This window comes from Rothia endophytica (assembly GCF_928381505.1).
In the GTDB taxonomy this organism is placed as follows: Bacteria; Actinomycetota; Actinomycetes; order Actinomycetales; family Micrococcaceae; genus Rothia; species Rothia endophytica_A.
In genome coordinates, this window is record NZ_CAKMSJ010000002.1 from 376433 (window position 1) to 390167 (window position 13735).

13 protein-coding genes are annotated in these 13735 nt (G+C 55.6%); 9 read left to right on the forward strand and 4 right to left on the reverse strand.

All coding sequences use genetic code 11. The annotated features are described in order from the left end of the window. Positions 1 to 131: 131 nt before the first annotated feature. Positions 132 to 1730, forward strand: a complete 1599-nt coding sequence (locus L6990_RS03640) for an ABC-F family ATP-binding cassette domain-containing protein (RefSeq protein WP_237202702.1) — start codon at positions 132 to 134, stop codon at positions 1728 to 1730. 549 nt (positions 1731 to 2279) lie between these two features. Here L6990_RS03640 and L6990_RS03645 read toward each other — a convergent pair. Continuing rightward, on the reverse strand, positions 2280 to 3008 hold the full coding sequence (locus L6990_RS03645; RefSeq protein ID WP_237202703.1) for a metal-dependent hydrolase: 729 nt from the start codon (positions 3006 to 3008) through the stop codon (positions 2280 to 2282). Between the two features lie 227 nt (positions 3009 to 3235). Between L6990_RS03645 and L6990_RS03650 the strand changes: the two genes are divergently transcribed. After that, positions 3236 to 4582 (forward strand): nucleobase:cation symporter-2 family protein, encoded by a 1347-nt coding sequence (locus tag L6990_RS03650; RefSeq protein ID WP_237202704.1) that lies wholly within the window; start codon positions 3236 to 3238, stop codon positions 4580 to 4582. Next, positions 4579 to 5166 (forward strand): xanthine phosphoribosyltransferase, encoded by a 588-nt coding sequence (locus tag L6990_RS03655; protein WP_237202705.1) that lies wholly within the window; start codon positions 4579 to 4581, stop codon positions 5164 to 5166. Before L6990_RS03650 ends, L6990_RS03655 begins: the two co-directional genes overlap by 4 nt. A gap of 101 nt (positions 5167 to 5267) precedes the next feature. Here the strand turns inward: L6990_RS03655 and L6990_RS03660 are convergent, their stop codons facing one another. Both L6990_RS03660 and L6990_RS03670 read right to left on the reverse strand, forming a co-directional pair. Further along, positions 5268 to 6227 carry an SURF1 family cytochrome oxidase biogenesis protein gene (locus L6990_RS03660; protein WP_237202706.1) on the reverse strand — a complete coding sequence of 320 codons (960 nt, stop codon included), beginning with the start codon at positions 6225 to 6227 and terminating at the stop codon, positions 5268 to 5270. Between the two features lie 386 nt (positions 6228 to 6613). Then, a complete protein-coding gene (locus L6990_RS03670) occupies positions 6614 to 7117 on the reverse strand; it encodes a DUF3099 domain-containing protein (protein ID WP_237202708.1) in 504 nt (167 codons plus the stop codon). A gap of 193 nt (positions 7118 to 7310) precedes the next feature. Here L6990_RS03670 and L6990_RS03675 point away from each other — a divergent pair, with 193 nt between their 5' ends. Continuing rightward, a complete protein-coding gene (locus tag L6990_RS03675; RefSeq protein WP_237202709.1) occupies positions 7311 to 8021 on the forward strand; it encodes a beta-ketoacyl-ACP reductase in 711 nt (236 codons plus the stop codon). Between the two features lie 238 nt (positions 8022 to 8259). Further along, positions 8260 to 9000 (forward strand): SDR family oxidoreductase, encoded by a 741-nt coding sequence (locus L6990_RS03680; RefSeq protein WP_237202710.1) that lies wholly within the window; start codon positions 8260 to 8262, stop codon positions 8998 to 9000. Between the two features lie 87 nt (positions 9001 to 9087). Here the strand turns inward: L6990_RS03680 and serB are convergent, their stop codons facing one another. Continuing rightward, positions 9088 to 10023: a phosphoserine phosphatase SerB gene (gene serB / locus L6990_RS03685; RefSeq protein ID WP_237202711.1), complete on the reverse strand. Its 936-nt coding sequence runs from the start codon at positions 10021 to 10023 to the stop codon at positions 9088 to 9090. Positions 10024 to 10143: 120 nt separating this feature from the next. Between serB and L6990_RS03690 the strand changes: the two genes are divergently transcribed. The 4 genes from L6990_RS03690 to L6990_RS03705 all read left to right on the forward strand — a co-directional run bounded on the left by L6990_RS03690 (position 10144) and on the right by L6990_RS03705 (position 13701). After that, positions 10144 to 10929, forward strand: a complete 786-nt coding sequence (locus tag L6990_RS03690; RefSeq protein WP_237202712.1) for an ABC transporter ATP-binding protein — start codon at positions 10144 to 10146, stop codon at positions 10927 to 10929. 82 nt (positions 10930 to 11011) lie between these two features. Next, entirely contained in the window at positions 11012 to 11893 is an 882-nt protein-coding gene (locus L6990_RS03695) for a TrmH family RNA methyltransferase (protein ID WP_237202713.1), read from the forward strand. A 162-nt stretch (positions 11894 to 12055) separates the two neighbouring features. Beyond that, positions 12056 to 12313 (forward strand): type B 50S ribosomal protein L31, encoded by a 258-nt coding sequence (locus tag L6990_RS03700; RefSeq protein WP_237202714.1) that lies wholly within the window; start codon positions 12056 to 12058, stop codon positions 12311 to 12313. Between the two features lie 164 nt (positions 12314 to 12477). Then, positions 12478 to 13701, forward strand: coding sequence for an LCP family protein (locus L6990_RS03705; protein ID WP_237202715.1), 1224 nt, complete (start codon positions 12478 to 12480; stop codon positions 13699 to 13701). The last annotated feature ends 34 nt before the right edge of the window (positions 13702 to 13735 follow it).

Below are 13735 nucleotides of genomic sequence, written 5' to 3' on the forward strand. Positions count from 1 at the left end.
ACCGCAGGCCTCGGCTGGTGGATGTGAGTAACCACGCCGATGCTAGGCACTGACGCACCAGCATTGACCCCCTAGAATGGAAAGTTGGCGCACAGCCCGATGCGCGCGATACACCTAACCTAAGGATGACCTTGCTCACCGTTACTAACCTAGAACTCCGTGCTGGCGCCCGCCTGTTGATGGAAGACGTTAACTTCCGCATTGATAAGGGCGATAAGGTGGGCCTGGTGGGGCGTAACGGTGCTGGTAAAACTACCATGACCAAGGTTTTGGCGGGTCTAACACTGCCAGCTGACGGGTCTGTAACGCGCGGTGGCACCATCGGTTACCTGCCCCAGGACCCCAAGGTCGATGACATGACGCAGCTGGCTAAGGACCGCATTTTTTCTGCACGTGGCCTTGATGGTGTGGCTCGAAAGATGCGCGAAACCCAAGAAATGATGGCTAGCGAAGACCCGGAGATTCACGCCAAGGGGATGCGCCGCTACGATCGCCTAGAAGCCGAGTTCATTAGCGGTGGTGGTTATGCGGCTGAATCTGAGGCCGCAACCATCACAGCTAACCTTGACTTGCCCGAACGCGTCCTCAGTCAGCCACTTTCGACCCTGTCTGGCGGTCAGCGCCGCCGTGTTGAGCTGGCACGCATCCTCTTTGCCAATGCAGATACCATGTTGCTGGATGAACCGACCAACCACCTGGATGCTGATTCTGTGGTCTGGTTGCGAGACTTCCTCAAAAACTACTCGGGCGGCATCCTGGTGATTAGCCACGATGTGGAGCTGATGGAACTGGTAGTGAACAAGGTCTTTTACCTGGACGCCAACCGCTGCGTTATTGATATTTACAACATGGGCTGGAAGACCTATCTGCTGCAGCGCGAGCAGGACGAAGCCCGCCGCAAGCGTGAGCGCGCCAACGCCCAGAAGAAGGCCTCGGCGCTCATGGAGCAGGCCAACAAGATGCGCGCTAAGGCAACCAAAGCTGTTGCCGCTCAGCAGATGATCAAGCGAGCAGAGAAGATGATGCGTGGCCTTGAAGACGAGCGTCAGGTGGACAAGGTTGCCGCTATTCGTTTCCCTGACCCTGCGCCGTGCGGTAAGACCCCGCTGTCAGCCGAAGGTCTGTCAAAGTCCTACGGTTCGCTGGAAATCTTTACCGATGTAGACCTGGCCATTGACCGCGGTGCCCGTGTGGTGGTGCTGGGCTTCAACGGTGCCGGTAAAACCACTTTGCTGCGCATGCTTGCCAAGACCACCCAGCCAGACACCGGTGAGGTTGTCTATGGGCACGGGGCTAAAGTTGGCTACTTCGCTCAGGAACACGAAATTCTGGATGGCAGCCGCACGGTTTACGAAAACATGAAAACAGCTGCCCCTGATCTTGATGACACTAAGGTCCGCACCGTTCTGGGCTCCTTCTTGTTCTCAGGGGATGACGTTGATAAGCCGGCTGGCGTGCTGTCCGGTGGAGAAAAGACCCGCCTGTCGCTAGCAACCCTGGTGGCCTCGTCCGCTAACGTTCTGCTACTGGATGAGCCTACCAACAACCTTGACCCGGCCTCCCGCGAGGAAATCCTCAATGCACTGAAGAACTATCAGGGTGCCATTGTGATGGTTAGCCACGATGAAGGCGCTGTGGAAGCTCTGAACCCTGAGCGCGTGCTGCTTCTGCCCGATGCGGTCGAGGACTTGTGGAGCAAGGAATACCAGGACCTCATTTCCCTAGCCTAAGCTGATAAGCCACCTGGCCCATAGCGGTTAGAGTAGTGGCCCGCATGCCCCGTGGATGCGGGCCTCTTTACATCTACCCTTGGTCCGTACCAAAATTCTTGTATGTCCGTTTCTTACAGATGCTCTTTGTCTAACCCGTCACGTTATAAAATTAATAGCATTGCGTTTTGTGGGTTTTGCGACGCTAAACAAAGGTCACGGTTTGATAACAAAAGAAAAGGGGTGGAACCCCCTGGGCGCCCTGCGTAAAGTAGTAACCAGCAGATGAGCCAATGGTTCAGTTGCCAATCAAGAAGACCGTGACAAACAGGTCGTCACGGTTTAAATAGGTCAACATCGTTGTTGGCTGCTACTTGAAAGGGATGATTCAATGCTGGAATCACACGACGTACGTTACCCCGAAATCGCTGAAGACGGCGTAGAGGTCGACGTTTTCTGGACCGAGGGCTAAAAACCCCTATCTCTCATCTTCAACGATTTCAATAAAGGTGAACCCCGCACAGACGCGGGGTTCACTTTCTTTTTAAGCTCAGATTCCTACCCCTGAGGCTACAGGCTCAATAGAGCTCTTACACCTTCTAAGGGATAGGTGTTCAGAACTCCCAGCTGCGCCAGAGTGTAGGCTCCAATATAAAGCGTCAGGATGCTGGTCAGAATATTCTCTCGGGCACTGCCTGCTTCGCCCAGCAGGGGCAGTGCCATATATCCGCTCTTTCGCCAGAGCATGCTGGCAACGGCGGGCTTGACCGTTAGTGGCCAAAAAGGATTGACGCCCCGCACTGTAAGGGCGTCACCCAGAACGTGTATGGTAGCGCCTGTGAGAATTGCCCAGGGCATGTGGGTTAGTGCATCCAGGTGCAGCGTGGCTACCGACAGACCGATGGCGCCCAGCCAGCCACCCGGCGCTTTAAATACCCTCAGCGCAAGCCCTCCTGCAAATCCGGTGAGGGCTAAAGCTAGCAGCGGAATGCCCTGATAAAGAAGACGATCGGCACCACATGCTAGACCCCAGAAAACAGCTAGCCCAACTATGGAATGGGTGCCCTTGCGGTGCCCGCCAGAAGCGGCAGCAGCCAGTCGAGCCACCCATCGGCTAATAGGTGGGATGGAATGAGCGATCGTACCTCGGTGGTGGTCAATATCAGGCAGCATGCCTGCGCCGGCTGCTACCAGTGTGGTGACGATGAGGGTGGGTGTGTCGTGGACGTGAATGAGCCCGCTTTCGTTCAGTGCAAACCAGGCGGCGGCAGCGCTCACGGAGTGGGAGTAGCCCATCATGGTGGTGTGATCCTTCTGTGGCGATCGGAAAGCACAACCTTAACACAACATCGAATATATGTTCTAATGATGGCGGCTAGTAAATCATCTGCCACTAAAACCCAATAAGGAAACAGTCCCGTTGTTCGCCTACAGCGAGACTAATCCGAGTAGTATTGAACAGTGCTCTGCCGCCCAGCACACCCAAGGGCGGCCTTTTCTATTAACTTCATATCGAAAGTCAACCGTTGAACCAACATACCCAAGGGTCAGAATCTTCGACCCCTGCTGAAACTTCAACCGAAATGCTCTACCAACTCGAGGACGTCCCACCCATGGGTGTCTCTGTCCTGTTGGCTTTACAGCACATCCTGGCCGCCTTCGCTGGCATTATAGCCGTACCGCTGGTCGTTTGTACTGCGCTCGGCTTCTCAGTACCTCAAACCTCCCTCGTGGTCTCAGCCTCCATCTTCGTGGCGGGTATCGCAACCTTCATTCAGTCCAAGGGCATTGGCCCTGTGGGCGCTCGCGTACCGGGCATGATGGGCACTGACTTCACTTTCGTGAACCCCACCATCGCGGTGGGCTCCCAGTTCGGTATGGCGGGTATCGTCGCTGCAACCCTGAGCGCCTCTCTGGTTGAAATCGTGCTTTCCCGCTTCATCAAGCCACTGATGCGCTTCTTCCCGCCGCTGATTACCGGAACCGTTGTTGCGCTCATCGGTATCACCCTCCTTCCGGTTTCCATGGACTGGGCCGCCGGGGGAGTCGGCTCCGAGAACTACGGTTCTCTCCAGAACCTCAGCATTGCCTTCGGTGTTATGGCGCTGACCCTCGCTATTGCCCACTTTGGGCGCGGTATTCTGCGAGCTGCTGCCGTCTTTATCGGCATGGTGGTGGGCTACCTGGTCTGCATCCCTCTTGGGCTAGTTGACCTCTCAGCCGTGGGTGATGCGGCCTGGTTCGCCCTGCCCAACATCTTTGCTTACGGTTTTCACTTTGACTGGGCTTCTATCCTGGCTTTTGTGCCTGCCTACATCGTATCGACCATCGGCACGGTGGGTATCATGATGGCTATCGGTCAGGCTTCCGGCACTACCATGAGCAGTAAAAAAGTCTCAGGTGGTGTGCTGGCGGACGGCGTTGGCTCGGCAATCGCTGGTGTCTTTGGCGCTGGCCCCAACACAGCTTTCTCGCAAAATGTTGGTTTGGTGACCCTGACTAAGGTGGCATCCCGCCGAGTCATGATCATTGCGGGTCTGATTTTGCTGGCTCTGGGCGTTTTCCCTAAACTCTCAGCACTGATTTCTGTGATGCCCCAGCCTGTACTTGGTGGTGCTGGCGTCATCATGTTCGGCCTGGTGGCTGCTCAGGGCATCAAAACTCTGGCAACCATTGACCTAGGCGACCGAGAATTGCTGATTGTCTCGGTTGCATTTGCGCTGGGTATTGGCGTGACGGTTCGCCCCGATATGCTGGCCAACCTGCCCTCAGCTCTGCAGATGATCCTCTCCTCCGGTATCTCAACCGGAACCCTGGCAGCATTGCTACTCAACATCATCTTGGTGAATCGAAAGACAAAGGAAACCCGATGAAACTGCTCGAAGACCGCATTCGCAAAGACGGATACATCCTACCCGGCAACATCCTCAAAGTGGACCAGTTCGTCAACCACCAGGTGGACCCCCAGCTGATGATGGACATGGGCAAAGACTTCGCAGACCACTTCAAGGACGCTGGTATCACCCGCGTTCTCACCCTGGAGGTCTCCGGTATTTCAATGGCGATGACCGCCGCCCTGCACCTGGGGGTGCCAATGGTTTTTGCCAAGAAAATCTCTTCTAAGACCCTCTCCACCGACACCTATCACTCCAAGGTTTTCTCCTACACCAAGAAAATCGAATACGACATCCGCGTGGATAAGCGCTTTGTCACCCCCGAAGATCGCATCCTCATCATTGATGACTTCCTCGCTAACGGGCAAGCCCTGCACGGGCTGACCCACCTGTGTGAACAGGGCGGAGCTACGGTAGCAGGTATTGGTATCGCCATTGAAAAAGTCTTCCAGGGCGGCGGCAAGGAATTCCGCGACCGAGGCTACGATGTTTACTCACTGGCTATGATCGATCACTTCACCGATGACGGGGTAGTTTTTAGCCACGAGCTAGAGCAAGCCTAGACTCAAAGAAAATTTCATAGAGAAGAGCCCCCACACCTTCTGAGGTGCGGGGGCTCTTATATGCTTTCAGCGCTGGGACTGACGGGCTGGGGTTAAGCGGCCTAGAGGTAGCCATCGATGATGGCGTCCTCTGCCTCTTCATCGGTCATTTTGTTGTTCTTGCGTGCCGGTCGCGGGCGAACAATAGATTTCATGTGTGCTGGCATATCGTCTACAAATTCCATACGACGACGCACGATTTCTTCATCCTCATCACCAATGTAACGCCCCTCAGCATCGTAGAACTGTGCGTAGTAGGCTTCGAGTTCGGCAGATACCTGGGCATCCAGCTCATCGTTGCGTACCTTTTGGCGGGCTGACCAGAAATAGGCGATGAAGAACATGACGGCAAAGCAGTACCACTGTACTGAGTACGAAAGGTTGGGGCCGTAATCTTCTTCGGGTTTATCTTGGATGACGGGTGTTGGTACGGCCGGATCTTCGGAGCTCATAATCCCGTAGTTGACGGTGCCCAGATCGGTGCCGGTGATTTCAGCGATTTCTGGCAGGTCAATGGACGAAACCTGCCCGGAGATCCCGCTGACCCCGTTATCAATTTCACCTTCCACCAGACGCACGGTGACGGTCACCTGCCCGGCTGGCGGTGCGGGGATGTCGTGGGCGGTCGATGCGGCGTCCCCGAAGGCGGCCTCCATCCAACCGCGGTTTACCAGCACCGTCTTGCCCTGGTCAGTCACAAAGGGAACAAGCACTTCATAACCGTTGAGACCGTTGTAGGGGCGGTTGCGCACTAGTAGCTGGTGCTCGGGCAGGTAGGTGCCGTGAAGCTCAACCGGGTGCCAGCGCAAATCGGGGTGAGGCTCCGCAAAGAGCTCGGTGTTCTCCGCGAAATCCAGTGGATCCGCATAGTAGTTGGTGCTGATGCGGGAGTTAGAGAAGTCCAGTTCATGCTTACGGCTCATCTGCCAGTTAGCGAGGTAGAGGCAAAGGAGCGCAGCAAGAATGGTAAGCGCAAAAAGGCTCATCCATTTACCGGAGAGTAGAAACCCGTATTTTTTCACAACAACCTCTCTTGCCAACCTAAGCTACAAACTTCATCAACTGTACCCTTTGCGCGCTGACCGTGCAGGCTGAGCAAGGACGCCGGGGTTAGGTTCTATGAATCAGCTGGCCCCAGGGGCTCGGTGGACTTCCAAAACCCTCGCGCATGCAGGAAGTCACGCAGATAATCAGTATGCTCTGGGCAGGTCAACCAGACCTTGCGCCGCTCAGGAGTATGTATTTTGGGGTTGTTCCATAGAAGCCGGTAACTCGCCTCAGCGGTGCACCCTTTTCGGGAACACTTAAGGAAATCACCGCTGTCGGTCTCATGTGACTGCTGGGGCTGCCCTCCAGCAAGAGAACCGAGAAGATCCATTACTTATACCCCGACTTTCTTATGTTTCTGTTAGCGAGATTGCTGGTCTGCGCCTGGTTCTACAATTTCACCGTCAATGACGATCACATCATTTTCAGACACAGAACCCTGGTGGTTCACCGTAGTAGCCTCGGGGTCATCTTCACCACCTGCGTTTGCATGGCCGGCTTGCCCCTGGGCATGAGCCGCTCGATCGGCCTGGGCAGCCTCGATAGCAAGACGCTGATCCTCCGGCAGAAATGCGGAAAAACCGGAACCCTGCTGCCGGGCGTCCCCATTAGCCACCACTACGGCCAGCCAAGGGATAATTGCGGCACCAGCCAGGAAAACCCACTGCCATATGCCTTCGCCCACCCACACGGCGGCGACGATACAGACAATACGCAGAAACATTTTGAAGGCATAGCTCTTTGCCCGGGCATCAACGCCCTCTGACTGAGGCGCCGAAGCATTAGTGATGGAATAAACCTCTTCACGCCCACCGGTATAACCGGCAGCCGCTAAGTCATCAGCCGTCCAATACTTCTGAGCCACAACCCACCCTTTGCACTGCCCTTTTTATCTAACATCACCAGTCTAGACCCACCTGTCACCTCATCCCTAGCTGACCCCCAAACCAAACAGCCCGGTACAAATAACACGCGCCCCTTGACCCAATGACACACACATGTCAGGCGGCGTAAGATAGACCCAGAACCCCCCACCCCATCACGTGAAGGTGAACCCCATGACAGAAACCCAGACCGTACTCGTCACCGGCGGCAACCGAGGCATCGGCAAAGCCATTGCTACCGAATTCAAAAACGCCGGCTACAACGTAGCCATCACCTACCGTTCGGGCGACGCCCCCGAAGACTTCTTCGCCGTCAAAGCCGACGTCACCGACGCCGCCTCCATTGACGCTGCCTTCAAAGAAGTAGAGGCAAAATTCGGCCCCATCGGTGTTATTATCGCCAACGCAGGTATCACCAAAGACACCCTGCTCATTCGCATGAGCGAAGACGACTTCACCAGCGTTATCGACACCAACCTCACCGGCGCCTTCCGTGTCGCCCAGCGAGCCACCAAAGGTATGCTCAAAAACAAGCGCGGCCGCATCATCTTCATCTCCTCCGTCTCAGGTCTCTACGGCAACCCCGGTCAGGTCAACTACTCAGCTTCCAAGGCTGGCCTCGTAGGTATGGCACGCTCCATCACCCGCGAACTCGGCTCACGCAACATCACCGCCAACGTCATCGCACCCGGCTTCATCAAGACCGATATGACCGACGCCCTCACCGATGACCTCAAGAAGCAGTACACCGACGCCATCCCCGCCCGCCGCTTCGCAGAGCCCAAAGAAATCGCAGACGTCGCCCTCTTCCTCGCCGGTGAAGGCGCAGGCTACATCAGCGGCGCCGTGATTCCCGTTGACGGCGGACTAGGCATGGGCCACTAAGTACGACGGGAATCAATTCCAGTCGCTCTTGAGTGCTCGCGCGCTCGCACCCGCTCCTTCCATCCCGTTGACGGCGGACTAGGCATGGGCCACTAAGTACGACGGGAATCAATTCCAGTCGCTCTTGAGTGCTCGCGCGCTCGCACCCGCTCCTTCCATCCCGTTGACGGCGGACTAGGCATGGGGCACTAACCCTAGGCGCCGCCACCCTAAATCAACTTACAAACAAGGATCAACCATGACACTGACCAACAAAACCATCATCATCACCGGCTCTTCCCGTGGCGTCGGCGCAGATACTGCAGCCCTGCTTGCCGGTGAAGGCGCTAACATTGTCGTTAGCTACCGCTCCAAGGCCCCCCGCGCCAACAAGGTTGTAGCAGGCATTGAAGACGCCGGCGGTAAGGCCGTAGCAGTAGGCGCTGACGTCACCAAATCAGAGGACGCCCAGGCCCTCGTCGATGCAGCCATCGAAAACTTCGGCGGACTCGACTACCTCATCCTCAACGCGTCCGGCGGCATGGAGTCCGGCATGCCCGAAGACTATGCCATGACCCTCAACCGCGACTCCCAGCTGCGCCTAGCCCGCCTAGCCGCAGAGAAGATGAACCTCGGTGGCCGCATTATCTTCGTCACCAGCCACCAGGCACACTTCATCCGCGAAGTACCCACCATGGCCGAATACACTCCCGTCGCCGAATCCAAGCGCGCCGGCGAAGATGCCCTGCTGGCAGAGGTCCCTGCGCTCGCAGAGAAGAATATCTCCCTGGTTGTAGTGTCCGCTGACATGATTGAAGGCACCGTAACCGCTGCGCTACTCAACCGTCTGCACCCCGGTGCTATTGAAGCTCGCCGTGAAGAAGCTGGCAAGCTCTACACCGTTGCCGAGTTCGCAGCCGAGGTAGCCAAGATGGTTACCGCTGATGTAGAAACCGGCCACGTTGAACTCGTCGGCGGCGCTGGCGGCTTCATCAAGTAGCACCAGACAGCCACCAAACTCAACACAAAGGACGCCGCCCCACAATGGAGCGGCGTCCTCTGGTTAATGCACCGACAAGAGATCTGACTAGAGCCCCGCGAAGTGGCGCACAGCGTCCAGGCGCATCAGATTCAGCTGGGCGTCAGAAATCTCAGCCAGAGCTGGCTTCGCGTTAAAAGCGATACCCAGTTCAGCTTCCTGGAGCATCAGGATGTCATTGGCACCATCACCCACAGCAATAACTTGCTGCTTCTTCACATCGAACTCCTTAGCCCAGTCCTTCAAGGAATCACGCTTCATCTCAGCGGTCACCACCTCACCAGTGACCTTACCCGTCAGACGCCCATCTGCGACCTCCAGAAGATTAGCGCGCGCCTTAGACAAATTCAGCTTGCCAGCGATGGGGGAGAGCACCTGCACAAAACCACCCGAAACCACGCAGACCTCGTGACCGGCCTTCAAGAAAACCTCCACCAGCTTCTGGGCACCTGCTGAAAAACGCACCGAAGAAGCAACACCGGTCAGCACAGACTCATCTAAGCCCTCAAGGGTAGCAACGCGCTCGCGAAGGGAGGTTTCAAAGTCGAGTTCACCAGCCATTGCTCGTGCCGTCACATCAGCCACCTGCTCACCAGACCCAGCCACCAGGGCAAGCTCATCAATGACCTCAGCCTGAATGAGCGTTGAATCAACATCCATGATCAGCAGCTTCTTTTCATCCTCAGCCAGGTGGGCGGGAACGATATTGACATCAAAACCCAGAGTATCTGCCGGGTTCAAGAGGCTTACCGAGCCCCGGGCATCTTCCAAAGTCCCCTGAGAATACTCAGCAGCAGCCGAATACACACGGTAAGCGGGGCCATGAACCTCACCCTCAACAGTTGATTCTGGAACCTCCATCAGCAAGCCAGCAGAAATTTCAAGGCCTGGTACCGAAGATAGCGTCTCAAAAATTTGCTCTTCACTAGCAAGCACGGGAGCATCAGCACGGGAAATTGCAACGATATTTAATGAAGTAGACATACCCCCAATACTACTGTGCAGCACCCCACAACCCAGTACGCTGACCAACTCCACCACGCTAAAAAACCATCATCGACTCCAACTACCCACCCCAGAGCAAAAAAGACTAAAATAGCCAGCATGGCATCAGTACTAAAACTCAACCGGGTCACCGTTAGCAGAGGAAACAAAAATATCCTCGACACCATTAACTGGACCGTCCAAGACGGCGAACGATGGGTGGTACTAGGCCCCAACGGAGCGGGCAAAACCACCCTGCTCTCCATCGCAGCCGCACGCCTGCACCCCACCGCCGGCGAGGTAGATATTCTTGACGAAATCCTCGGAGCCGTCGATGTCTTCGAACTCCGCCCCCGTATTGGTATCTCCTCGGCTCCCGTCGCCGCTCAAATCCCTGCCAATGAAACTGTGCTCAACGTGGTTATCACCGCAGCATATGGTGTCGCTGGCCGCTGGAACGAAGAATACGATTCTTTTGACGATAATCAAGGCAAAGCTCTCCTTGATGATTGGGGCATCGCTCACCTTGCCGATCGCACCTTCGGCTCCCTCTCAGAAGGTGAAAAGAAACGCGCCCTGATCGCCCGCGCTCTCATGACCGACCCTGAGATGCTCATCCTCGATGAACCCGGGGCAGGCATGGATATCGCAGGTCGTGAAGACCTGGTTGCCCGTCTAACTAACCTTGCTATGGACCCCGGTGCGCCCGCCACCATCCTGGTCACCCACCATCTGGAAGAAATCCCCGCTGGCTTTACCCATGCCCTTCTCCTGCGCGACGGCAAAGTAGTGGCAGCTGGCCCCATCGAAGACACCATCACTACCGAAAATGTCTCCGCTACCTACGGCCTAGACCTAGACCTCACCACCCACAGCAACGGTAGATTCAGCGCCTTTGCTCGTTAATCTCACTTCACTACTGCTGCTGTAGCCCCGGCGTCAAACCCCGGGGCACACTCATACCCAGCGCCGAATCCCGAAAGCATCCATGAAACCCAAACAACTCAGTGCTCAAGACCTGGCAGAGCGTAGCGCCCGCGTCCAAGCTCTCCCCAATACCCAGCCCCTCACCAGTGCACCTCAGAACCACACCATGTACTTCAACGACCTCACCGACGTAAAACTCCGCGCCCAGAAAGAACCCCAATGGGGCATCTACATCGCAGAATCTTCCAAGGTCATCCGCCGCTCGCTGGCAGCAGGCCACCAACCCATCGCCTTTATCATGAGCGAAAAATGGGCGGACGACCTGCACGACGTTCTCGTGCAACACCCCGATACTCCGGCTTACATCGGCACAGATCAAGAACTCGAAAACACCACCGGCTACGCTTTACACCGTGGAGCGCTAGCCGCGATGGCACGCCCAGAACCAGCAGACCTTCAAGAGCTTGTCAAAGATGCCCGTCGGATTGCCATACTTGAGGATATCGTTGACCACACCAACGTCGGCGCCATTATTAGGTCAGCGGCTGCCCTCAATGTAGACCTCACTCTGGTCACTCCCAGATGCGCTGATCCTCTGTACCGCCGTTCTATCCGCGTATCCATGGGAACAGTCTTCCAAGTACCCTGGGCGAGGCTTGAAAGCTGGCCCGATGACCTGGACGTTCTTCACCGCGCTGGTTTTACGACCGCTGCTCTGGCTCTAGAAGCTGACTCCTTAACCCTGTCAGAACTTTCAGCTAGAAAAGATGAGAAACTTGCTCTTATTCTCGGGACTGAGGGGCACGGGCTCTCACCTAAAACCCTCGCCACCACGCAGTACACCGTCATGATTCCCATGAGCCACGGGGTCGACTCCCTCAACGTGGCTGCTGCCAGCGCTGTAGCTTTCTGGGAAACCCGCCCAGATTCTCATCAAGATTAGCCCAGCCAGAAAGTGACCAAGCACCGCCTCACAACCGCTAAAAGGTCTGAGCTGCCGTGGTAGAGTTGACCCTCGGTTGTTAAACCGCAACCACCGGTAGGCACCAGCCCCGGTAGCTACAAAAAATGCACTGGCAAAATCCAGGGCAGGAAAAGGTAAGAAATGCAGAAGGACATCCACCCGGATTACAACTACGTTCTGTTCCGCGACCTCGCATCAGGCGAAAGCTTCCTCACCAAGTCAACCATGACTTCACAGAAGACCGAGAAGTGGGAAGACGGCAACGAATACCCCCTCGTTGAAGTTGAAATCTCATCAGCTTCACACCCCTTCTACACCGGTAAGCAGCGCATCATGGACGCCGCCGGCCGCGTTGAGCGCTTCAACGCTCGCTTCGCTAACTTCGGCAAGAAGGCATAAGTTTTTTCAGCGCCTCAGGCTGAACATCACACCCCGCAACGCGATTTTTTTATCGCAAGCGGGGTGTTTTTGTATCTAAAAACAGTAGAATAAGGTTCAATTCACAGCTCACCAGCCCCCGATTATGGTGTGCGTATTAGCTTGCATATACCCCAGGAGGTGCCGTGTCAGTTAGCGCGGTCAACGTAAAACCTAAGAGAAAACGCAATAAGATTCTACTCGTGTTGCTTGCCTTGCTCCTTGCACTGCTTCTTGCTGTAGGCATTTATATTTTTACAGTGATAAGAGCCATCAACGGTACCGAGAAGTTTGAGGGTGAAGCTCTTTCCCCTTCAATCGCTGCCAATGGAGAAACCGTTCCAGGTACTTCATTGGAAGGGGTCGACCGCGATGAATTTCTGTCAGCCCTGAAAATAAGCAATGATGCTGCCCTCCGTGATCTCGTTAAGAGCGGTGCTGATGCAGAAATTACCAATGCTGACGGCTCAAACTTGGCAGATACTAATGCAAGCGAAGGCGATGATAACGGTAACGGTATTCCCGATGCACTCGAAGGTGGCGTTGCGACCGGTCAGCCCGTTGAGACCGGTTCCACTGACGTCCTGCTCCTTGGCTCGGATCAGCGTTCCGGTGCCGAAGCAGCACACGTCTCGGGTGCACGCGCAGATACCATTATGGTGTTGCATATTCCTGAGGACGGTTCAGCTGCCTACCTGATTTCTATCATGCGCGATACCTGGGTGAATATTCCCGGTTATGGTTCTGCAAAGGTAAATGCCGGCCTAAATTACGGCGGGGTTTCCTTGCAGGTAGCTACTGTTGAGCAGCTCCTGGGCATTAAGATGGACCACGTAGCTGAAATCGACTTCCAGGGTTTCAAGGCCTTGGTAGATACTCTAGGTGGAGTGACTGTCGATGTTCCGCTAGCTTTTACTGCATCAGCACCGGGCTACAGCTTTACCCAGGGCCCTAACAAGATGACCGGTGGCGATGCTCTGGTCTTCGTGCGTGAACGCTATAACTTCTCTGACGGTGACTACCAGCGAGTTCGTAACCAGCGTGCATTCTTGCGTGGGGTCTACAACCAGATGCGCTCCGAGGGCGCACTGTCCTCAGCTTCCAAGCTCTTGCCGGTCATTGAATCCATTTCTCCCTACATGACAGTGGATTCAGGTTTATCTGCCGGTCAAATTGTGGGCATTGCTCAACCTGTTCTCAGCAACGGTAATACCCAGTTAGTTTCCATGACCCTGCCTAACGCTGGCACCGGATGGTCTGCTGATGGTCAGTCAATCGTGGTCCTCGATGGTCAAGCTACCGGAGCGCTATCGAACGCACTGCGCACCAACACAATGGGTAGCTACATCTCAAGCTACGGTGCTGACTAAACCCGTGTCCCCCTAGCGGCTCAACAGTAACACT